We start from the raw sequence: 21402 nt of genomic DNA on the forward strand, positions 1-21402 counted from the left end.
GAAGAAGAGGGTGGTAAACCAAAACAACCCCGGTGCTAGGGGTTGCGCAAGTGGGCCGCTAGTATAGCGACCAAGGTTGCGTGGGGCGATAACGTCACACGCATTTCGCCAGGTATGACGTAGGGTTTTTCGCTGCGTCACAGCCTTTTGTCGAGGTAGGTAATGTCGCAGTTTCAATTAGTGACCCGTTTTCAACCGGCTGGCGATCAGCCAGAAGCGATTCGACAAATGGTGGAAGGCCTGGAAGCCGGGCTTTCCCATCAAACGCTGCTGGGCGTAACGGGCTCCGGCAAGACCTTCAGCATCGCCAACGTCATTTCCCAGGTGCAGCGCCCAACACTGGTGCTGGCGCCGAACAAAACCCTGGCCGCGCAGTTGTACGGCGAATTCAAAAGCTTCTTCCCGAACAACTCGGTCGAGTACTTCGTCTCCTACTACGACTACTACCAGCCCGAGGCGTACGTACCGTCTTCGGACACCTTTATCGAGAAAGACGCCTCGATCAACGACCACATCGAGCAGATGCGCCTGTCCGCCACCAAAGCGCTGCTGGAACGCTCGGACGCCATCATCGTTACCACCGTGTCGTGCATTTATGGTCTGGGTGATCCGCAGTCGTACCTGAAAATGGTCCTGCACCTGGACCGTGGCGACCGCATGGACCAGCGCGAACTGCTGCGCCGTCTGGCCGACCTGCAATACACCCGCAACGACATTGACTTTGCCCGCGCCACCTTTCGCGTGCGTGGCGATGTGATCGACATCTTCCCGGCGGAATCGGACCTGGAAGCCATTCGCATCGAGCTGTTCGACGAAGAAATCGAAAACATCGCCTCGTTCGACCCGCTCACCGGTGAGGTGCTGCGCAAGCTGCCGCGCTACACCCTGTACCCGAAAAGCCACTACGTCACGCCACGGGAAAACCTGCTGAGCGCCGTGGAAAACATCAAGGTCGAGCTTAAGGAACGGCTCGACTACCTGCGCGCCAACAACAAACTGGTGGAAGCGCAGCGCCTGGAACAGCGCACCCGCTTCGACATCGAAATGATCATCGAGCTGGGCTACTGCAACGGCATCGAAAACTACTCCCGCTACCTCTCCGGTCGCGGCTCAGGCGAGGCGCCGCCGACCTTGTTCGACTACTTGCCGGCCAACGCCTTGCTGGTGATCGACGAGTCCCACGTCAGCGTGCCGCAGGTGGGCGCCATGTACAAAGGCGACCGCTCGCGCAAGGAAACCCTGGTGGAATACGGTTTCCGCTTGCCCTCGGCGTTGGACAACCGCCCGATGCGCTTTGACGAGTGGGAAGCCATCAGCCCGCAAACCATCTTCGTTTCCGCTACGCCCGGCCCTTACGAAGCCGAGCACGCCGGCCGCGTGATCGAACAGGTGGTGCGCCCAACCGGCCTGGTCGATCCGCAAATCGAAGTGCGCCCGGCCACCACGCAAGTGGACGATCTGCTCTCGGAAATCAAAAAACGCAGCGCCATCGACGAGCGCGTGCTGGTCACCACCCTGACCAAACGCATGGCCGAAGACCTCACCGACTACCTCTCCGACCACGGCGTGCGGGTGCGTTATCTGCACTCGGACATCGACACCGTGGAGCGCGTGGAAATCATCCGCGACTTGCGCATTGGTGCGTTCGACGTGCTGGTGGGCATCAACCTGCTGCGTGAAGGGTTGGACATGCCCGAGGTGTCGCTGGTGGCGATTCTGGATGCCGACAAAGAAGGCTTCCTGCGCTCCGAGCGCTCCCTGATCCAGACCATCGGCCGCGCCGCCCGTAACCTCAACGGCCGCGCCATTCTGTACGCCGACCGCATGACCGGCTCTATGGAGCGCGCCATCGGCGAAACCGAACGACGCCGGGACAAGCAGATCGCCTTCAACCTGGCCAACGGCATCACCCCCAAAGGCGTGAAGAAGGACGTGCAAGACATCCTTGAAGGCGCTGTGGTGCCAGGCTCGCGCAGCAACAAACGCAAAGGCATGGCCAAGGCCGCCGAAGAAAGCGCGCGTTATGAAGCCGAGTTGCGTTCGCCGAGTGAGATCAACAAACGCATTCGTCAGCTGGAAGAGAAGATGTACCAACTGGCACGGGATCTGGAATTCGAAGCGGCTGCGCAGATGCGCGACGAGATACAGAAATTGCGCGATCGGTTGTTGAAGGTTTGACGTTTTAAAGGCATACGCAATCCGCTCCCTCGCCCCTCCGGGGAGAGGGGCCGGCCAAACGCAGATGCAAAAAAGAAGTTGGATCAGCGTTGCTCCCGGCCCTCACCCCCAGCCCCTCTCCCGCAGGCGGGAGAGGGGAGCCGATCTGCGTACTTGTAGCATCCACGCTCAGCTCCCTCGCCCCTCCGGGGAGAGGGCTGGGGTGAGGGGCCGGCCCAACGCAGATGCAGAAAAAAGAAGTTGGATCAGCGTTGCTCCCGGCCCTCACCCCCAGCCCCTCTCCCGCAGGCGGGAGAGGGGAGCCGATCTGCATACTTGTAGCATCCACGCTCAGCTCCCTCGCCCCTCCGGGGAGAGGGCTGGGGTGAGGGGCAGGCCCAACGCCGATGCTGGAAAAAAGATGTTGGATCAGCGTTGCTCCCGGCCCTCACCCCCAGCCCCGCAGGCGGGAGAGGGGAGCCGAGCCGCGACTTGGCTCAGGCCTAACGATCAAAAACTCGAGGCTGAAGCCTCTCCTACAGGTATTTCGTTCCACTGTGGGAGCGGCTGGGCGGCATTCCGATTAGCCGCGATGCTTTTGCTAAACCGCGCCAATCCCCAACGCCACCATCTTCTTGTACAACGTCGACCGCCCCAGCCCCAATCGCTTGGCCGCTTCGATCACGTTGCCGTTATGCGCCGCCAGGCTCTGTTCTATCAGCTCGCGCTCAAACGCCGCACGGGCGCTGTAGAAATCCTGCTCGCCCATTGCCCGCGGCGCCGACTGAGCAGCCGGCACGGGGCTAAACCGCCCAATCGCCGTACGCAAGGCCGCAGCCGTCAACAGCGGCTCATCACTCAACAACGCCGCCCGCTCCAGCACGTTGCGCAGTTCGCGAATATTGCCGGGCCACGCATGGCTGGCCAGCATCCCCAGCGCGTCAGCGCTCAGTTCGTAATGACCACGCCCGTCGCGCAACAGCAGCTCATCGAGAATCGCATCGCATAGCGCCGGCAAATCATCCAGCCGATCGCGCAGGGCGGGCACCTGAATCGGCAGCACGTTCAGGCGGTAGTACAAGTCAGCCCGAAAGCGGCCGTCGGCCACGGCGGTTTCCAAGTCCAACGAGGTGGCGGCGATCAGGCGGATGTCGCTGCGCAACATCTGGTTCGAGCCCACTGGCTCGTACTCTTTCTCTTGCAGCACCCGCAGCAACTTGCTTTGCAGCGCCAACGGCATGTCGCCGATTTCGTCGAGAAACAGCGTGCCGCCTTCAGCCAGTTGCAACTTGCCGGAGCGGCCCTTGCGGTCGGCGCCGGTGAAGGCACCGGGGGCTGTGCCGAAGAATTCCGCTTCCAGTAACGTCTCAGGAATGGCCGCGCAGTTAACGCTCACAAAGGGTTTGTAAGCCCGCGTGCTGGCGCTGTGAATGGCATGGGCGAGCAGTTCCTTGCCGGTGCCGGTTTCGCCCAGTAGCAGCACGGGGCTTTCACTGCCGGCCGCCCGCCGCGCATGGCGCTTCACTTCCAGACTGCGGGCGCTGGTGCCGATGAAGTTCGAGAAGCTGTACTTCGCCTGCCGCGCTTGCAGCAGTGAGCGGGTCGAGGCGAGTTCTTTTTGAATCTGGGTGAAACGCGTGACCAGCGGCGCCAGGCGCGTGAGTTGGTCGAACAGGGCGAAACCGATGGCGCCAATCACTTTGCCTGCGGCGTCGTGAATGGGCAGGCGCATCACCACCAGCGGGCCGTTGGGGGTGTCGAGCATGTCCAGCAAAATGGGCTCGCCGGTTTGCGCCACTTGCCGCATCAGGCTGCCAGGAATCACTTTCTCGACTTCCTGGCCGACCGCCGCTTTGGCATTCGGCTGGCCGTAGCGGCGGGCGTAGCGCTCGTTCATCCAGACGATGCGCGCGTCTTTATCGACAATCACCGTGCCCTCGCTCGACTGCTCAACAATCTCGAACAACGAACGGATCGCCAACTGGCGTACCTGCTTGTAGTCCTTGAGGTTGTCGGCGTCTTTCATGGGCGTGGGCCTTGCTGCAGAGGAGGGCGCCAGCGTGCCAGAAAACCCGCGCGCACGCATACAGGTGGAACTAAACGCAGCGGCGTGGAACTACCACACTGTGCGGTCTAGAGCATCTGGCTGGAAAAGCTTCGCGGCTAAAGCCGCTCCTACAGGTGGTGCGAACTGTGGGAGCGGCTTTAGCCGCGATGCGGTCGCGCAGACCGAGCCAACAACACAACAAACATGAGGTTCGCCGTGAATACTCAAGTCGAAGAAAGCCGCTACGCCCGTTTCGCCATGCGCTGCTCCAATTGGGCGGAGCGCTGGTTTCCGGATTCCTGGGTGTTCGCCACCCTGGCGGTGCTGTTGGTTACCGTGGCCGTGTTGGCGCTGGGCGCGCCGCCGGCACAGGCGGCGAAGGCGTTTGGCGATGGGTTCTGGAGCCTGATTCCCTTCACCATGCAGATGGCCTTTGTGGTCATCGGCGGCTACGTGGTGGCCAGTTCCGGGCCGGCATCGCGGTTGATCGATGTGCTGGCCCGCGTGCCGAAAAACGGGCGCTCGGCGGTGGCCTGGGTGGCGCTGATTTCGATGGCCGCCTCGTTGCTCAATTGGGGCTTGAGCTTGGTGTTCGGCGGCCTGCTGGTGCGTGCGCTGGCGCGTCGCGAAGAGCTGCACATGGATTATCGCGCAGCCGGCGCGGCGGCCTATTTGGGTTTGGGCGCGGTGTGGGCGTTGGGGCTGTCGTCGTCAGCGGCGCAATTGCAAGCCAACCCCACCAGCTTGCCGCCTTCCATTCTGGCGATCACCGGCGTCATTCCGTTTACCGAAACCATTTTTCTCTGGCAGTCCGGCGTGTTGCTGCTGGCGTTGGTGGTGGTGTCACTGGTGATCGCTTACGTCACAGCGCCCAGCGCCACCAGTGCGCGTGATGCCAAAGCGTGCGGCATCGATCCCAGCTTTACGGTCGCCAAGTTGGAAAAACCGACCCGCCCCGGCGAGTGGCTGGAGCACAGCCCGTTGCTGATTATTCTGCTGGTGCTGTTGGCCGCCGGTTGGCTGGCGCAAGAGTTCGCCAGCAAGCCGGCCATCGTCGCGATCTCTGGCTTGAATACGTACAACCTGCTGTTCCTGATGGTCGGTGCGTTGCTGCATTGGCGGCCGCGCAGTTTTCTTGATGCCGTGGCGCGCGCGGTGCCGACCACCACGGGCGTGCTCATTCAGTTCCCGCTGTACGGCTCTATCGCCGCGCTGATGACCACCGTTAACGGCAGCGACGGCCAAACGGTGGCGCACCACATTTCCACCTTCTTTGTGCAGATTGCCTCGCACGACACCTATGCGCTGCTGATGGGCACGTACTCGGCAGTGCTCGGTTTCTTTATTCCCTCGGGCGGCGGCAAGTGGATTATCGAGGCGCCGTATGTGATGCAAGTGGCCAACGAGCTGCAATACCACCGCGGCTGGGCGGTGCAGATTTACAACTCCGCCGAGGCGCTGCCGAACCTGATCAACCCGTTCTACATGCTGCCGCTGCTGGGCGTGTTGGGCTTGCGCGCGCGTGACCTAATCGGCTTCTCGTTTGTGCAACTGCTGGTGCACACGCCGCTGGTGCTGTTTCTGCTCTGGGCTCTGGGCACTACGTTGCAGTACACGCTGCCAGTGGCGCCGTAGCTACGCGATGTTCTTCAGGCGCGCCAGGTCTTTCAACGGCGGCGCGCCGAACAGGCGGCGGTATTCGCGGCTGAACTGCGACGGGCTTTCATAGCCGACGCGGTAACCGGCCGCCGCCACTTCCAAGCCTTCGCTCATCATCAGGCGCTGCGCTTCCTGCAAACGCAGTTGCTTCTGGTATTGCAGCGGGCTCATGGCCGTGACGGCTTTGAAGCGATGGTGCAGGGCCGAGACGCTGAGGTTGGCCACGCGCGCCAAGTCTTCAATGCGCAGCGGCTGGTCGAAGTTGCAGTTAAGCCATTCGACGGCGCGGGTAATACGGTGGGATTGGCTGTCGGCCATGGCGATTTCGATCAATTGTTGGCCCTGCGGGCTGCGCAGCAAGCGGTAGTAAATTTCCCGAAGTGCCAGGGGCGCCAACATGGCGATGTCCCGTGGCGTGTCGAGCAAGCGGGTCAGGCGCAGCACGGTGTCGAGCAACGAGGCGTCGATGCGGTCGACGTACATGCCCCGGCTGGCAGGGCGTGCTGGCAAGCCCACGGGGCCGGCGTCGGTGATCATGCGGGTAATTTCGGCCGGGTCGAGGTCCAGCCGCAGGCACAGGTAAGGCTTGTCGGGGCAGGCTTCGGTGACACGCCCAGTGATCGGCAAGGTGACCGACACCACCAGAAAATTCAGCGCGTCATACACAAAACTCTCGCCGGCCAGCGTCACCTCTTTGCGGCCCTGGGCAATGATGCACAACGCCGGTTTGTGCACGCCGCGCGCCATGGGCGTGGGCTCGTCGAAACGAATCAAGCTCAGCGGCCCGATGGCAGTTTGAAAGGGGCCTTGCGCAGGCGTGAAGCGTTGAATCAACGTCGCCAGTTCGTGTTGGCGTTGCTGGACTTCGGTTTCCATACGGGCCTCCTTCTTGATTGACGACGAGCGCGCTGTTGTTGGTGTAGGCGCGAGGCATTTAGATCAACAGCTTCGCGAGCAAGCTCGCTCCTACGAATCGCTTCATTGCATGCTGCCACGCAGCTTGTGCACGCGAGCGCCGTTTGCCTAGCGCCCGCGGCGTGTTTGAGCAGGATTAGGCAAGCATAAGACAGGATTGGATAAACGCCGTAATCGCCATGGCCTTAGCCTGCGCAAGCGCAGCCCCGCGCTCGACAGACATGTGCAGGATTAGGCAAAACGAAAGCAGGAAACGGATAACTCCCCGGCGCGCCACTGCGTAATCTGGCAAGCGTGGAAATCACGCAAGGCCGCCCGGCCAGCGTCCCGCGCTTCTGTTTCTGACTTTCAAGGAGAACGACTCATGTCTGAGCAAGTCAGCACGTTGGTATTTATCAAAGCCAGTGAAACCCCACGCGCCCGCACAGAGCTGGAAGGCCGGCTGCAACAGTTGGTCAGCCAGTCGCGTGGCCAGCCGGGTTGCCTGGCGTATTCGCTGCAACGTTCCCTCACCGATCAACAGCTGTGGCTGCTGCAAGGCACCTGGCAGTCCACCGATGCCCTGAACGCCTACCTGTGCCAACCGCCGCTGCAAGTGCTGGGCGGCTTGATCGGTGAGTACCTGGTTCGGGAAATCGACCTGCACACCTTCAGCGGCGCCGTGGCAAATGTGGATGCCATTACCGCCAGCCCTCACGCACAGGCGTTTGCCTGAAAACGCGGCGCCTGGCCCAGCTCGGCGTCAACGTCCACCAGCATGGCGATCATTGCCCGCGCCGCTGCTGAAAGCCGATAACCGGCGCGGCTGACCACGCCGCAGCGTGCTTGCAGGCTGTCGATATCGGTCGGCAGGTTGCGCCAGTACAGGGGCAGCAGTTCGCCCCGTTGCAACTCCTGTTGAAAAGCCTCCTCGGTGCCAATGCCGATGGCATCGGTGTGCCGCACGATCTGCACCAGCGCCGGAATATGCTCGCAGGTGACACTGGGGGCGAAGTCACTGCGCCCGCTCAGGTTGGCGATGAACTTGCGCGCACCGGCGGGAATTTTCGGCGAAGCCAGCGGGTAGTCGAACATGTCATTGGTCGACAGGCTTTCCTTGGCCAGCAACGGATGCCCCGGCCGGCAAAAGAACATGCCCCGGCGCGGGGTAATGGCTTGCGTCTGAAAATTCGGGTCGGCTTCGAACTGGGTGATGTCGGCGATGAAAAATTCAATTTCATCACGCGCCAGGCTGCGCCCGAGTTTCTCCCAGTTATCCACCTCGAACCCCAGGTTCACGCGCGGGTATTGCTGAAGAAACCGCGCCACCGCCGACGGCACCAGCTGCACGGCCGGCGCCGGGCCGCAGCCGAAGCGCAGCTCGCCAGCGTCGAGCTTGGTCATCTGGTCAATTTCACTGCTCAGGTTCGCTGCGCCTTGCACCAGGCGCAGCGCGTGTTGCAGCACCACTTGGCCCTCGGGCGTGGGGCGCAGGTCTTTATTGCCTCGGTCCACCAGGGCGCAGCCGAATTCCTGCTCCAGGCCTTGAATGCTGCGGCTGAACGCCGGTTGCGTAATGCCGATGGCATCGGCTGCGCGCACAAAACTGCGGTGCTCCAGTAGGGCTATGAAATAGCGCAGTTGTCTGAGATCCATATGCTTTCCTGGCATCGAAAAAATAAGTCGAAGGCATTTGCTGCTGTATGGGTGCTGGTTTTAAATGCAGGCTCTTATTCCGTCAACAAAGCATGTTTGTATTGGTTAGAACATAAACGAATATGAATATGGCGACGCGCACAAGGGGAGCCGCATGGCCACACAGCACCGCAATTCGCTTGATCACCGTTCGCGTCTAGCCCGCGACGACCGCGCCGCTCGCCTGTGCATGTGTTGCCAGGCCTGAAGAACCGGCAGACGTAGGCTTCGCGCCCCGCGTACTCGCCCCGACAACCCAGCCAATTTTTCGAGCACCGCGATTGCGCGGTGGGGGATCGTTTTGCCCGCTGTTCGGGCAAACGAGCAAATAAGGATGTGCACGATGCGTTCGACCAGTCACCCGTTTACCCAGCGCCTGGCGCGGCCCCTGAACCTGAGCCGCTTGGCCACGCCGGACTATGTCTTGACCCTGATGTTGGCCCTCAGCAGTGCCGGCGCCTGGGCCAGCGAAACCGTAGACACCGCCGCCAGCGAGGAGGGCGCTGCTGCCACGGCGACTGCCGGCAAAACCGCAAAAAGCGAGACGGCGTTGCAGAAAGTCACCGTCACCGCCCGACGCCGCGAAGAAGACGCGCAAGACGTGCCCACGCCGATCACCACCCTCAGCGGCGCGACTCTGGAAACCCAGCGCATCTACCGCGTGCAGGATCTGCAGCAAGTGCTGCCCAGCGTCAACGTCGCCTTTATTCATGCGCGCCAATCCAGCGTGGCGGTGCGCGGCATCGGCAATAACCCGGCCAGTGACGGCCTGGAAGGCAGCGCCGGCATTTACCTCGACAACGTCTACCTAGGCCGCCCCGGCATGGCCGTGTTCGACATGCTCGACATCGAACAAATCGAACTGCTGCGCGGCCCGCAAGGCACCTTGTTTGGCAAGAACACCACGGCGGGTGTGCTCAATATCAGCACGAAAAAACCCACCTTCAGCCCCGAGCGCACGGTGGAAGTGTCGGGCGGCGAGAACGGCTATTTCCAGGGTAAGGGCACCGTATCCGGCGGCCTGACCGACACCCTGGCCGGGCGCCTCTCGGCCTACCGCACCCGCGACGATGGCTACACCCACAACATTTATAACGGCGACGACCTCAACGGCGGCGAGCGTCAGGGCGTGCGCGGCCAGCTGCTGTTTCAGCCCAATGATGACTTCAGCCTGCGCTGGATCAACGACTATAACGAGGAGGATTCCAGCACCGGCACCATGGTCGTCTACGGCGCACCGGCGCTATACCGCAGCCGCGCGGCGCTGGTCGGCGCCTCGCCGGTGTACGACCGTGATCGCCAGGTGGTGAATATCAATGGTCGGCAAAACGTTAGCGTGCACCAGGGCGGCAGTTCGGTAGAGGCGAACTGGAACCTCAATGGCGGATACACGCTGACCTCGGTAAGTGCCTACCGCTACTGGCACTTCACCCCGGCCAACGACGAAAGCCTCGACGTGTCGGCCATCAACAACACCGGCGTGGAAGTGCACGACCGTCAGTTCTCGCAGGAATTTCGCCTGGCTTCGCCCACCGGTGGCTTCTTCGATTACGTGGTCGGTGCCTACGTTTTCAATTCGAACCTGGGCAACAAAACCTTCACCGACTACGGCCCCGATGCCGACCGTTTCCTGCTACCAAGCCCGCAAAACAGCTTGGGCGCGCTGAACAACGTGTCGACCAAAGCCAACGGCAAAGTGGTCACCGACAGCTACGCGCTGTTCGGCCAAGGCACCTTCCACCTCACCGACCGCCTGGACTTCACCGCCGGGTTACGCGGCACCTATGAAGAGAAACAAGCCAAGGTCGAACGTTTCGCACCAGAGGGCGGGGCGCCTGTTACGGGCGCCGGGCTGACCGTGCGCAACCGTCAATTGGGCGCCTACGACTCTGGCGACCTGAGCCTGCACAACGCGTCGCCATCGGGGCTGCTGAGCCTGAGCTACAAGTTCAGCGACGAAGTGTTGGGCTACGCCAGCCTGTCCCATGGCGAGAAATCCGGCGGTGTGAACCTGGCCGTCGCCAGCGCGCCAACGGCTGGCGCTGACTCCTTGCTGGTCGGCCCTGAGCGCGCCAACGATGCCGAGTTGGGCTTCAAAAGCACATTGCTGGACCGGCGACTGTTGCTGAACGCCAACCTGTTCTGGACCGGCATCCACGGCTACCAGGCCACCACGCTGTATCAACCGGCCGGCAGCACCAACCTCGTACAAGTGCTCGCCAACGCCGGCAGCGTGCGCAGCCGTGGCGTGGAATTCGAAGCCACGGCGCTGCTTACACGCGGCCTGACGGTGAACGTCAACGGCTCGTACAACGACGTCACCTACCTGTCTTTCGAAAACGCCCCGTGCCCTGGCGAAGTGTCCACGGCACCCGGTGCGCCAGCCACCTGCGACCTCACCGGCGAGCCCGTGGTCGGCGCCTCGAAGTGGATCGGCAACATCAACGGCGAATACAAATGGCAAACCGACGGCGGCTTCGAACCGTACGTCAACGCCAGCTATTCGTACCGCTCCGAAGCCGAAGGCACGCTGGACAACTCCGACCTCTCGCGGATCGACGGCTACGGCCTGGTCAACCTTTCAACCGGGGTGCGAACCGACCTCGGCGACGGCCAGCTCGACGCCTCCTTGTGGCTGAAAAACGCCACCGACAAAGAGTATTACCTGAGCGCCTTTGCCTACCTGAACGGCGCCTACACCGCGTCGGTGGGTCAGCCGCGCACAGCCGGCGTGACCCTGCGTTACGACTTTTAACCCCGAGCCTGCCCTTAAAAAACCAAGCCGAAAGCGAGGAACCACCCATGAGCAATGCAGCACTGGCCACTCCCCTGAGCAACACCCTGCACCTGGACATCCGCCGCGTGGCCGGCCGAATCGGCGCCGAAATTCGCGGCGTGACGTTGTCTGCCGACTTGGATGCCGACACCGTTGCCGCCATCCAGCAAGCGCTGGTCGAACACAAAGTCATCTTCTTCCGTGGCCAGACTCATCTTGACGACGCCAGCCAGGAAGCCTTCGCCAAACTGCTCGGCGAACCCGTGGCACACCCGACCGTGCCGGTGGTGGACGGCACCCATTACTTGCTCGAACTGGACTCCGCCAAAGGCGCGCGCGCCAGCTCGTGGCACACCGACGTCACCTTCGTCGACGCCTACCCGAAAGCCTCGATTCTGCGTTCCGTGGTAGTGCCCGAATACGGCGGCGACACCACCTGGGCCAACACCGCCACCGCCTACGAACACTTGCCGAGCGAGCTGAAAGAGCTGGCCGACAAACTGGTGGCCATCCACAGCAACGAATACGACTACGCCGCCATCAAGCCCAACGCTCAGGTCGAAGCGGCCGAGCACTACCGCAAGGTGTTCACCTCCACCGTCTACGAAACCGAGCACCCAGTGGTGCGCGTGCACCCGGTCAGCGGCGAGCGCAGCTTGTTGCTCGGGCATTTCGTCAAACGCATCAAAGGCTACAGCGCGCCAGACTCGGCGCACCTGTTCAACCTGTTGCAAAGCCACGTCACGCGCTTGGAAAACACCGTGCGCTGGACCTGGCAAGTGGGCGACGTGGCCATCTGGGACAACCGCTCCACCCAGCACTACGCCGTCGACGACTACGGCAACCAGTCGCGCATCGTGCGCCGCGTGACCCTGCACGGCGAAGTGCCCTACGGCGTTAACGGTCAGCGCAGCCACACCACCACAAAAGCCTGAGCCCATTCCTGGCCCGTCGAGCGTGGCGGGCCTTTTCACCTGGAGAAATTGCACCATGAGCCACGCCGCCACCGCGTTGCGCCACACCGAACCCGCCTTCGCCATCGTGCCGCTGCACGACGCCCCGCTGGGCGCCGAAGTGCACGGCCTCGACGCCCGCCAACCCTTGACCGCCGAACAGGTGCTGGCATTGAAACAAGCCCTGCGCGACCACCACATTCTGATCTTCAAAAACCAGCAACTGGACGACCCGCAGTACCTGCACTTCACCAGCTACTTCGGCTCGGTATTCCAGCCGCCGGCCGATATTCCCGTACTGTCCTCCGGCGCCGACGGCAAAGCGCCGGCCATCGTTCGCGTCGCCAATACCGAGGGGGGCGAACTGGGCAACTTCGCCTTGCCCGCCCACAGCGACCACCAATGGACGCCCACGCCGTCTGCCGGCTCGTTGCTCTACGCCCTGGAAGTGCCCAGCACAGGCGGGGAGACCAGCTGGACCAACCTGGCCCTGGCCTATGAAACATTGCCGGAAGCCACCAAAGCCGAGATCGAAGGCCTGCGCCTGATCAACTACAACCCCTTCGTACGCCTGAAAAGCGGTGGCTACGGCGGCACGTTCGTCACCTATCGAACGCCCGACATCGAACCCATCCAAGGCACCGAGCATCCGCTGGTGCGCGTGCACCCCGACAGCGGCAAAAAACTGCTTTTTCTCAGCGTGCACACTGAAGTGGAAATCCCCGGCTACAACCCCGAAAAAGGCCAAGAACTGATCGCTCGCCTGCGCCAACACCTGCAAAATTCCAAGCTCTACTACACCCACAAATGGCAAGTCGGCGACATCGTCTACTGGGACAACCAAGCCACCCTGCATGCCCGCAACGCCTTTGACGCTAAAGAGCGGCGTAACCTTAAACGGATCAGCTTGGCGGGGAGTCGGCCGTTCTGAGATTGGTGTTTGCAGGAATCGCGGCTAAAGCCGCTCCCACAGGTCTGATGCGATCTGTGGGAGCGGCCGGGCGGCGATCCGCTTTAGCCGCGATGTTTTTGATCTCGCTTTACAGGCTTTTGATTGTGATCTGGCTTGTGATCTACCCGCCTCATTCATCGCAGGCCGAATGGAGTCGACGTGTAGGGGGTTGAGCGGCCGGGAGCCGCGAAAGGCGTGTCGGGCCAAGGATGGCCCGTCTCGCCGTGCCCCCGGAGCGGCGACGGAGGGAGGGGACCTGGAGCACAGCGGAAGGCCAAGGTAGGGGCAGCGTTTTTGGTTCCTTTTTTGGCGACTGAAAAAAGGGACTCGCGCGTAAGGCGCGAAACAAAAACGTTCAGCACACGCGGTAATGAATACCTGCGCACTTCACACCGGTGTACGGCTTGAGACTCTGGATCCCCGCGTGCGCGAGGATGACGGAGGTTTTTTTCGAGTGATGGGTCAGGTCAGAACACCTCCCCACATTCCCCCCAGCGGAAAACCCTTTCCGCCTAAATTTCCCCCCCCACCCACACGTCCCTTCTTCCAACAGCCACCGAACGCGCGGGCGCGCCTTTGGTTGCGTCGCTGCCTACCCTCGGAGTTCCACACCCCATGCAAGTCGCCGCCTCGCGTGTCACCGCCCCGGAAGAAGCGCTTTACCACTTCGAAGAAAGCCCCCTGCTGGCGCGGCAAAAGCGCCAGGAATCCAACGCCCGTAGCTACCCGCGGCGCATCCCACTGGCGCTCAAACGCGCCCGTGGCATCTACGTGGAAGACGTCGAAGGCCGCACCTTTATCGACTGCCTCGCCGGCGCCGGCACCCTGGCGCTCGGCCACAACCACCCGGTCGTGATCGACGCCATTCGCCAGGTGCTCAACGACGAACTGCCGCTGCATACCCTCGACCTGACCACGCCGGTCAAAGACCAGTTTGTGCAAGACCTCTTCGCCGTGCTGCCCGAGGCCCTGGCTCGCGAGGCGAAAATCCAGTTCTGCGGCCCCACCGGCACCGACGCGGTGGAGGCCGCGCTGAAGCTGGTGCGCACGGCTACCGGTCGCAGCGGCATTCTGTCGTTCCAAGGCGGCTACCACGGCATGAGCCTCGGCGCGCTGAATCTGATGGGCAACCACGGCCCTAAAAAACCACTGGGGGCGGTGCTCGGCAATGGCGTGCAGTTTTTACCGTATCCCTACGACTACCGTTGCCCGTTTGGTCTGGGCGGCGAGCAGGGCGTGCAGGTCAATCTCCATTACCTGGAAAACCTGCTCAACGATCCCGAAGGCGGCGTGCTGTTGCCGGCTGCCGTCATTGTTGAAGTGGTGCAAGGCGAGGGCGGTGTGATTCCTGCCGACATTGCTTGGCTACAAGGCCTGCGACGGATCACCGAACAAGCCGGCATCGCCCTGATCGTTGATGAAATTCAAAGCGGCTTTGCCCGCACCGGAAAGATGTTCGCCTTCGAGCACGCCGGCATCCTTCCCGATGTGGTGGTGCTGTCCAAAGCCATTGGCGGCAGCCTGCCGCTGGCGGTTGTGGTGTATCGCGAGTGGCTCGACACCTGGGCGCCCGGCGCGCACGCCGGCACCTTTCGGGGCAATCAAATGGCGATGGCGGCCGGTTCCGCCGTGCTGCGCTATCTGCGCGAACACGATATCGCCAGCCACGCCACGGCCATGGGCGAACGCCTGACCGAGCATTTGCGCACGCTGCAACGGGACTATCCGCAGATGGGCGACATTCGAGGGCGCGGGCTGATGCTCGGCGTTGAGCTGGTGGACCCGCGCGGCGCCGTCGATAACCTCGGCCATCCGCCCGCATTCACAGCGCTGGCTTCGCGGGTGCAAGCGGAATGCCTCAAACGCGGGCTGATTCTGGAACTTGGCGGGCGGCACGGCAGCGTGGTGCGGTTTCTGCCGCCGCTAATTATCAGCGCCGAACAGATCGATGAAGTGGCCGCACGCTTCGCCCGCGCGTTCGCCGCTGCCGTGGACGCGCTGGCATGAACGCCATTGCCCAGGCGCTGACGATCAGGCCGCTGCTCAGCGGCGGCGGTGCGCTGCCACTGCTGATTCAAGCGCCCGCGCCGGGCTTGGATTTGCTGGAAATGCTTGGGCAAATCAGACCGCTGGTGGACAGCCATTTGCTCAAGGCGGGCGGCATTCTTTTTCGCGGTTTCGAGGCGGGCGAGCCCGAGCGCTTCCGTGCCTTCGCGGCCGGTTTTGGCCACGACTTGCTCAACTACGAATTTGGCTCCACACCACGCAGCAACGTGACGCAGGGCGTGTACACCTCCACCGAATACCCGGCGCATCAACGCATTCCGCTGCATAACGAGCAGGCTTACACCCGCGAATGGCCGATGAAGATTTGGTTCTACAGCATGATCGCCGCCGAGACGGGCGGCGAGACGCCGATTGCCGACAGCCGTGAAATCTTCCGACGCATTCCCCAGCGTATTCACGAACGCTTCAATCGCCACGGCCTGATGTACGTGCGCAACTTCGGCAATGGCCTCGACGTGCCGTGGGAGCAAGTGTTCAACAGCGACGACCCGGCCGTGGTCGAAGCCTATTGCGCGCGCCATGGCATCACCTGTGAGTGGAAAGACGACGGCGAACTGCGCACCCGCCAGATTTGCCAAGCCGTGGCGCGGCATCCGGTGACAGGGGAGGACGTGTGGTTTAACCAGGCGCATCTGTTCCACGTCTCCAACCTGGCGGCCGACATTCGCCAAAATCTGCTGGACATCGTTGATGAAGAAGACCTGCCGCGAAACGTCTACTACGGCGACGGCAGCCCCATCGAAGACAGCCTGCTCGACGAAATACGCAGCGTGCTGGACGGTTGCGCCATCAGCTTTCCCTGGCAAGCCGGCGATGTGCTGATGCTCGACAACATGCTCGCCGCCCACGCCCGCGCGACCTTCACCGGCAAACGCAAGGTGATCGTGGCGATGGCGCAGGGGCATGGCGCAGCGAACGACGATCCGCCCTTGTAGGAGCGAGCTTGCTCGCGAAGCTTTTAAAATCAAACGCTTCGCGAGCAAGCTCGCTCCTACGAAAATCAAAACGGCTGGTCCTTTCATTTGGTTCTATGCCTAAACGAATTAATTATTTAGGCGCCTTCCGAGCCGCGACTTAGAGTAGCCATCCCGTCTAATTCGGCCTCGTGCCTTGGGATTGCCATGTCTGAACAGCTCAACGCCGGCCTCGATAAGCTCACGCCAACCCCCACCGAGGCCGTCAGCCAACCGGTGAATTGGCAACTGGAGAAAATCGTCGGCGAACTGCATGCCGTGCGCGCCGAGTGGCGCAGTAGCACGGGCCGTTCGCGGGAGTTGGTGGGGCGCGAATTGCCGTCGCGGCAGGCCATGGCGAATATTCTCGAAGGGCTGATTGGTGCGCTGTTTCCCATGCGGCTGGGGCCGAGCAATCTGCGTCAGGAAAGCGAAGATTTCTACGTCGGCCACACCCTCGACAATGCCCTTAATTGCCTGCTGATTCAGGTGCGCCTGGAGCTCGCTTACGCGGCGCGCCAACGCGGCGAAGAGCCTAATGGCGAGGCGGCGGCAGTGGCCATCGTTCGGGATTTCGCCAGCGCCTTGCCTGGCATTCGCCGCTTGCTCGACAGCGATGTGATCGCCGCCTACCAAGGGGACCCAGCCGCCCGCAGCGTGGACGAAGTGCTGTTGTGCTACCCCGGCATTCTTGCCGTCATTCACCACCGCCTGGCGCACCATTTATACCGGGCCGGTTTGCCGCTGCTGGCGCGTATCAGTGCCGAGCTGGCGCACTCGGCGACCGGCATCGACATTCACCCCGGCGCGCAGATTGGCCATAGCTTTTTTATCGACCACGGCACCGGTGTGGTGATTGGCGAAACGGCCATCATCGGCAACCACGTGCGTATTTACCAAGCCGTCACTCTGGGCGCCAAACGCTTCAGCGCCGACGAAAACGGCCAGTTGCACAAGGGCCAACCGCGCCATCCGATTGTGGAAGACGACGTGGTGATTTACGCCGGCGCCACCATTCTGGGGCGCATCACGTTGGGCAAAGGCTCGACCATCGGCGGCAACGTCTGGCTCACGCGCAGCGTGCCGGCCGGCAGCAACGTCAGCCAGGCCTCGGCGCAAAGCCAGCCGGCGGGTCAGTGATCCCGGTGCTAAACCCGTTAGCCGCGCTTTTGATGTTCTGGCGAGTCTGAAAGATTCTCGAAAGCAGGCGTTTGGCCCGGCCCTTTCCCCCAGCCCCTCTCCCTTAAGCGGGCGAGGGGAGCCCAGCGAGTCGCCGCTCAGTTCCCCTCTCCCCTTGGGGAGAGGGGCTAGGGGAGAGGGTGCGCCGGACGCCGTTATCGAAACCCTGTACAACTACCGAACCCGTCTCAAATCCCTTCACCGCCTCTAGTCCGGGCATTTGTCACAGACCCGTGACACTTTTCTTGGCACCGAATCGAAAATTCCCGCTCATACGCTGCGTAGAATTTGGCGCACCTCAACGCCAATCCACTTACACAGGGAACGCCCATGACCGGCGACCGCATCGACGCGAATTTTTCCAGCTGGCTGCATGCCCCCGCGCACCACGTTTGGTTGCAAACCGAGGGCCTGCGCTTGTTGAGTTTTGCCAAGGCCGCTCGGGTTGAGCAGGGCTTTGCCAACCTCAATGCGCAGGGCCGTTTGCCCGCCGATGCGGTGGCCGAAACCATGAACACGGCGCGCATGACCCACAGTTTCGCCATGGCTCATGTGCAGGGCATTCCCGGTTGCCTGGAGTTGGTTGAGCACGGCGTCGCCGCGTTGCTCGGGCCGTTGCGCGATGCCGAGCATGGCGGCTGGTTTGCGGTGGCTGAACACCGCGACGGCAACACTGGCAAAGCCGCTTATTTGCATGCGTTCGTGGCGTTGGCCGCCAGTTCGGCGCTGCAAGCGGGCGCTGCGGGTGCCGGGCAGTTGTTGGCGCAGGCGGTGCAGATAATTGATGAATATTTCTGGAGCGAGGAGGAGGGCGCGCTACGCGAATCCTTCGCTCGCGACTGGACCGACGAAGAAGCGTATCGCGGTGCCAACAGCAATATGCACGGCACTGAAGCATTCCTCGCCCTGGCCGACGCCACCGGCGAAACCCGCTGGCTAGAGCGCGCGCTGCGGATGGTTGAGCGACTGATTCATGGCCACGCGGCCGACAACGGCTACGGCGTCATCGAACATTTCGACCGCCAATGGCAGCCGCAACTGGATTACAACCTGGCCAATCCAGCCGATGGTTTTCGCCCATACGGCACCACGCCCGGCCATGCATTTGAATGGGCCCGGTTGGTGCTGCACCTGGAAGCTTCGCTGCAACGCGCCAACTACGCAGCGCCCGATTGGCTGCTGCATGACGCCGTTGGGTTGTTCGATGCGGCCTGCCGCTACGCCTGGAATGTCGATGGTGCGCCGGGGTTGGTCTATACGCTGGATTGGCAAAACAAGCCCGTGGTGCGCCCCCGTTTGCATTGGGTGCATGCCGAGGCGAGTGCCACCGCAGCGGCGTTGCTCAAGCGCACGGGCGAGCAGCGTTATGAAGTCTGGTACCGGCGGTTCTGGGATTTTATCGAGGCTTATTTCATCGACCGCGAGCAAGGCAGCTGGCACCACGAACTGGATGTTCACAACGTGCCGTCGGCCACTATTTGGGCCGGAAAACCGGATTTGTATCACGCGTATCAGGCTGTTTGCCTGCCGCAAATTGGCCTGGCGCCGAGCCTCACAGCCGCGCTGGCCGAGCTCTCCATCGTATTTCCACGAACCTAAAAGTTTTGTCACGGAGCTGTGACATTTACGCGTCCCTTCGTTACCTCAGGAGCTAAAACGCTTGATTAGAATCCATCGCAACGCAAGCTTCCGACTTGCCTGTATAACAACAAGAAGGTACTTCAGATGAACGCGATCAACCGACTCGCCGCTGTTATTTCCCTCGCCTCCCTATTCCCCCTCAGCGCCCTTGCCGCCGATGCCCCTACAGAGTCCAAAGGCACTGTAGAAGTGGTGCACTGGTGGACGTCTGGCGGTGAAGCCAAAGCCATCGACGTGCTGCGCAAGCTGGTGGAAAAAGACGGCTACACCTGGAAAGACAGTGCCGTGGCCGGGGGTGGTGGTGCTGCTGCCATGACCGTGCTGAAAACCCGCGCCGTTTCCGGCAACCCACCTTCCGCCGCCCAGATCAAAGGCCCTGACCTGCAAGACTGGGGCGCCCTCGGTTTGCTGACCGAGCTGGACGATGTGTCCAAGGCCAATAACTGGGACAAACTGCTGTCCAAAACCGTCGCCGACACGATGAAGTACGACGATCACTACGTGGCCGTACCGGTGAACATCCACCGCGTTAACTGGCTGTGGATCAACCCTGTCGCGATGAAAAAAGCCGGCATCGACAAGGCGCCGACCACCCTCGACGAACTCTTCGCCGCTGCTGAAAAATTCAAGGCCGCCGGTTTCATTCCGTTGGCTCACGGTGGTCAACCGTGGCAAGACAGCACCGTTTTTGAAGACCTGGTGCTGAGCATCATGGGTGCTGACGGCTACACCAAAGCGTTCATTGACCAGGACGAAGACACCCTCACCAGCGCCAAAATGACCGAAGTGTTCAAAGCCCTGAAGAAACTCCAGGGCTACATGGACCCGGACGGCACCGGCCAGGACTGGAACCTGGAAGCGGCCAAGGTCATCAACGGCAAAGCCGGCATGCAAATCATGGGTGACTGGGCCAAGAGCGAGTGGAGCGCGGCAGGCAAGAAAGCCGGCACCGATTTCGAATGTGTTCCGTTCCCAGGTACGCAAGGCAGCTTCACCTACAACATCGACTCGCTGGCCATGTTCAAACTCTCGGCGAAGAACAACACGCCGGGCAACATCGCTGCGCAGAACGAAGTGGCGAAGATCATCCTCGAGCCTGAATTCCAGTACGTGTTCAACCAGAACAAGGGTTCGATCCCGGTGCGTGACGACCTGGATATGAGCAAGTTCGACAGCTGTGGCCAGGCCGCCATGGCCGACTTCAAGGCCGCCGACAAAGCCGGCACCCTGAAGCCAAGCATGGCCCACAACATGGCGACCTCCCTGGCGGTACAAGGGGCGATCTTCGATGTGGTGACCAACTTCATGAGCGACAAAAACGCCGACCCAACCAAGGCCGGTGCGCAGATGGCTTCGGCTATCAAGGCCGCTATGTAAGTGCTTGACCGCTGCCGGTTCGCCGGCAGCTTTACCTCCAACGCTCTGCTGCCTCGGCAGCCCCTCGACAACGGCCACGCCTGCGTCGCGGGGAGCGTTTGGACTGAATTTCTCTAAAACTGGGTTATGCCGATGAGCACCGTGGCGGTATTTAACAAGGCCTCACCGTTCGACACCTTGCAACGCTGGCTTCCGAAACTGGTCGTCGCGCCGAGCATGTTGCTGATTCTGGTGGGCTTCTACGGATACATCCTCTGGACGTTCATTCTGTCCTTTACCAATTCCAGCTTCATGCCGAGCTACAAGTGGGTCGGCGTGCAGCAATACGTGCGCCTGCTCGACAACGACCGCTGGTGGGTTGCGAGTAAAAACCTGGTGCTGTTTGGCGGCATGTTTATCGCCATCAGCCTGATACTCGGCGTGTTCCTCGCGGTGCTGCTGGACCAGCGCATTCGCAAAGAAGGCTTCATTCGCACCATTTACCTGTACCCGATGGCGCTCTCGATGATCGTCACCGGTACCGCCTGGAAATGGCTGCTGAACCCAGGCCTGGGCCTGGACAAAATGCTCCGCGACTGGGGCTGGGAAGGCTTCCGCCTCGACTGGCTGGTGGATCAGGAACGCGTGGTGTACTGCCTGGTGATCGCCGCCGTGTGGCAGGCCTCCGGCTTTGTCATGGCGATGTTCCTCGCCGGTTTGCGCGGCGTAGACCAATCGATCATTCGTGCGGCTCAGGTCGACGGCGCCAGCCTGCCAACCATCTACCTGCGCATCGTGTTGCCGAGCCTGCGGCCGGTGTTCTTCAGCGCCTTCATGATTCTGGCGCACATCTCGATCAAGAGCTTCGACCTGGTGGCGGCCATGACCGCAGGCGGTCCTGGTTACTCGTCCGACCTGCCGGCGATGTTCATGTATTCCTTCACCTTCAGCCGCGGCCAGATGGGCATCGGTTCAGCCAGCGCCATGCTGATGCTGGGCGCGATCCTGACCATTCTGGTGCCGTACCTGTACTCCGAGCTGCGGAACAAACGCCATGACTGATTCCATTGCTG

Annotated in this window: 15 protein-coding genes; 12 read left to right on the plus strand and 3 right to left on the minus strand. The window is 61.9% G+C overall.

The features are described 5' to 3' along the window. The first annotated feature begins 162 nt into the window (after positions 1 to 162). Positions 163 to 2178, plus strand: coding sequence for an excinuclease ABC subunit UvrB (gene uvrB, locus ACZZ0Q_RS10095; RefSeq protein WP_463539111.1), 2016 nt, complete (start codon positions 163 to 165; stop codon positions 2176 to 2178). Between the two features lie 580 nt (positions 2179 to 2758). On the opposite strand, the gene ACZZ0Q_RS10100 is transcribed toward uvrB, so the two are convergent. Further along, positions 2759 to 4183, minus strand: a complete 1425-nt coding sequence (locus tag ACZZ0Q_RS10100) for a sigma-54 interaction domain-containing protein (protein ID WP_463539110.1) — start codon at positions 4181 to 4183, stop codon at positions 2759 to 2761. A gap of 225 nt (positions 4184 to 4408) precedes the next feature. On the opposite strand from ACZZ0Q_RS10100, the gene ACZZ0Q_RS10105 reads away from it, so the two are divergent. After that, positions 4409 to 5839: a short-chain fatty acid transporter gene (locus ACZZ0Q_RS10105; protein WP_463539109.1), complete on the plus strand. Its 1431-nt coding sequence runs from the start codon at positions 4409 to 4411 to the stop codon at positions 5837 to 5839. Here the strand turns inward: ACZZ0Q_RS10105 and ACZZ0Q_RS10110 are convergent, their stop codons facing one another. Further along, entirely contained in the window at positions 5840 to 6739 is a 900-nt protein-coding gene (locus ACZZ0Q_RS10110) for an AraC family transcriptional regulator (RefSeq protein ID WP_463539108.1), read from the minus strand. A 403-nt stretch (positions 6740 to 7142) separates the two neighbouring features. Here ACZZ0Q_RS10110 and ACZZ0Q_RS10115 point away from each other — a divergent pair, with 403 nt between their 5' ends. After that, on the plus strand, positions 7143 to 7493 hold the full coding sequence (locus ACZZ0Q_RS10115; protein WP_122495584.1) for an antibiotic biosynthesis monooxygenase family protein: 351 nt from the start codon (positions 7143 to 7145) through the stop codon (positions 7491 to 7493). Here ACZZ0Q_RS10115 and ACZZ0Q_RS10120 read toward each other — a convergent pair. Continuing rightward, positions 7472 to 8413: a LysR family transcriptional regulator gene (locus tag ACZZ0Q_RS10120; RefSeq protein WP_463539107.1), complete on the minus strand. Its 942-nt coding sequence runs from the start codon at positions 8411 to 8413 to the stop codon at positions 7472 to 7474. The two genes, ACZZ0Q_RS10115 and ACZZ0Q_RS10120, sit on opposite strands and share 22 nt — an antisense overlap. Before the next feature lie 382 nt (positions 8414 to 8795). Between ACZZ0Q_RS10120 and ACZZ0Q_RS10125 the strand changes: the two genes are divergently transcribed. The 9 genes from ACZZ0Q_RS10125 to ACZZ0Q_RS10165 all read left to right on the plus strand — a co-directional run bounded on the left by ACZZ0Q_RS10125 (position 8796) and on the right by ACZZ0Q_RS10165 (position 21391). Then, on the plus strand, positions 8796 to 11207 hold the full coding sequence (locus ACZZ0Q_RS10125; protein WP_463560527.1) for a TonB-dependent receptor: 2412 nt from the start codon (positions 8796 to 8798) through the stop codon (positions 11205 to 11207). 47 nt (positions 11208 to 11254) lie between these two features. Then, on the plus strand, positions 11255 to 12163 hold the full coding sequence (locus ACZZ0Q_RS10130; protein ID WP_463560529.1) for a TauD/TfdA dioxygenase family protein: 909 nt from the start codon (positions 11255 to 11257) through the stop codon (positions 12161 to 12163). Positions 12164 to 12218: 55 nt separating this feature from the next. Beyond that, positions 12219 to 13112: a TauD/TfdA dioxygenase family protein gene (locus ACZZ0Q_RS10135; RefSeq protein ID WP_463560531.1), complete on the plus strand. Its 894-nt coding sequence runs from the start codon at positions 12219 to 12221 to the stop codon at positions 13110 to 13112. A gap of 636 nt (positions 13113 to 13748) precedes the next feature. Continuing rightward, entirely contained in the window at positions 13749 to 15140 is a 1392-nt protein-coding gene (locus ACZZ0Q_RS10140; protein WP_463560533.1) for a diaminobutyrate--2-oxoglutarate transaminase, read from the plus strand. Further along, positions 15137 to 16135 (plus strand): TauD/TfdA family dioxygenase, encoded by a 999-nt coding sequence (locus ACZZ0Q_RS10145; RefSeq protein ID WP_463539106.1) that lies wholly within the window; start codon positions 15137 to 15139, stop codon positions 16133 to 16135. The genes ACZZ0Q_RS10140 and ACZZ0Q_RS10145 overlap by 4 nt, the downstream gene beginning before the upstream one ends. Positions 16136 to 16321: 186 nt before the next feature. Next, entirely contained in the window at positions 16322 to 17293 is a 972-nt protein-coding gene (gene epsC, locus ACZZ0Q_RS10150) for a serine O-acetyltransferase EpsC (RefSeq protein WP_463539105.1), read from the plus strand. 369 nt (positions 17294 to 17662) lie between these two features. After that, a complete protein-coding gene (locus ACZZ0Q_RS10155) occupies positions 17663 to 18931 on the plus strand; it encodes a D-mannose isomerase (protein ID WP_463539104.1) in 1269 nt (422 codons plus the stop codon). Positions 18932 to 19057: 126 nt separating this feature from the next. After that, positions 19058 to 20350, plus strand: coding sequence for an ABC transporter substrate-binding protein (locus ACZZ0Q_RS10160; RefSeq protein WP_463560535.1), 1293 nt, complete (start codon positions 19058 to 19060; stop codon positions 20348 to 20350). A 132-nt stretch (positions 20351 to 20482) separates the two neighbouring features. Next, a complete protein-coding gene (locus ACZZ0Q_RS10165) occupies positions 20483 to 21391 on the plus strand; it encodes a carbohydrate ABC transporter permease (protein ID WP_122495602.1) in 909 nt (302 codons plus the stop codon). The last annotated feature ends 11 nt before the right edge of the window (positions 21392 to 21402 follow it).

Source organism: Pseudomonas sp. AC070, from assembly GCF_979258635.1.

Excerpts from the sequence above, each read along its gene's own strand:
- ACZZ0Q_RS10135 (WP_463560531.1), top strand. The coding sequence starts at position 12,219 with ATGAGCCACGCCGCCACCGCGTTGCGCCACACCGAACCCGCCTTCGCC.
- ACZZ0Q_RS10140 (WP_463560533.1), top strand. The coding sequence starts at position 13,749 with ATGCAAGTCGCCGCCTCGCGTGTCACCGCCCCGGAAGAAGCGCTTTAC.
- ACZZ0Q_RS10125 (WP_463560527.1), top strand. The coding sequence starts at position 8,796 with ATGCGTTCGACCAGTCACCCGTTTACCCAGCGCCTGGCGCGGCCCCTG.
- ACZZ0Q_RS10165 (WP_122495602.1), top strand. The coding sequence starts at position 20,483 with ATGAGCACCGTGGCGGTATTTAACAAGGCCTCACCGTTCGACACCTTG.
- ACZZ0Q_RS10160 (WP_463560535.1), top strand. The coding sequence starts at position 19,058 with ATGAACGCGATCAACCGACTCGCCGCTGTTATTTCCCTCGCCTCCCTA.
- ACZZ0Q_RS10105 (WP_463539109.1), top strand. The coding sequence starts at position 4,409 with ATGAGGTTCGCCGTGAATACTCAAGTCGAAGAAAGCCGCTACGCCCGT.
- uvrB (WP_463539111.1), top strand. The coding sequence starts at position 163 with ATGTCGCAGTTTCAATTAGTGACCCGTTTTCAACCGGCTGGCGATCAG.
- ACZZ0Q_RS10130 (WP_463560529.1), top strand. The coding sequence starts at position 11,255 with ATGAGCAATGCAGCACTGGCCACTCCCCTGAGCAACACCCTGCACCTG.
- epsC (WP_463539105.1), top strand. The coding sequence starts at position 16,322 with ATGTCTGAACAGCTCAACGCCGGCCTCGATAAGCTCACGCCAACCCCC.
- ACZZ0Q_RS10145 (WP_463539106.1), top strand. The coding sequence starts at position 15,137 with ATGAACGCCATTGCCCAGGCGCTGACGATCAGGCCGCTGCTCAGCGGC.
- ACZZ0Q_RS10155 (WP_463539104.1), top strand. The coding sequence starts at position 17,663 with ATGACCGGCGACCGCATCGACGCGAATTTTTCCAGCTGGCTGCATGCC.
- ACZZ0Q_RS10100 (WP_463539110.1), bottom strand. The coding sequence starts at position 4,183 with ATGAAAGACGCCGACAACCTCAAGGACTACAAGCAGGTACGCCAGTTG.
- ACZZ0Q_RS10120 (WP_463539107.1), bottom strand. The coding sequence starts at position 8,413 with ATGGATCTCAGACAACTGCGCTATTTCATAGCCCTACTGGAGCACCGC.
- ACZZ0Q_RS10115 (WP_122495584.1), top strand. The coding sequence starts at position 7,143 with ATGTCTGAGCAAGTCAGCACGTTGGTATTTATCAAAGCCAGTGAAACC.
- ACZZ0Q_RS10110 (WP_463539108.1), bottom strand. The coding sequence starts at position 6,739 with ATGGAAACCGAAGTCCAGCAACGCCAACACGAACTGGCGACGTTGATT.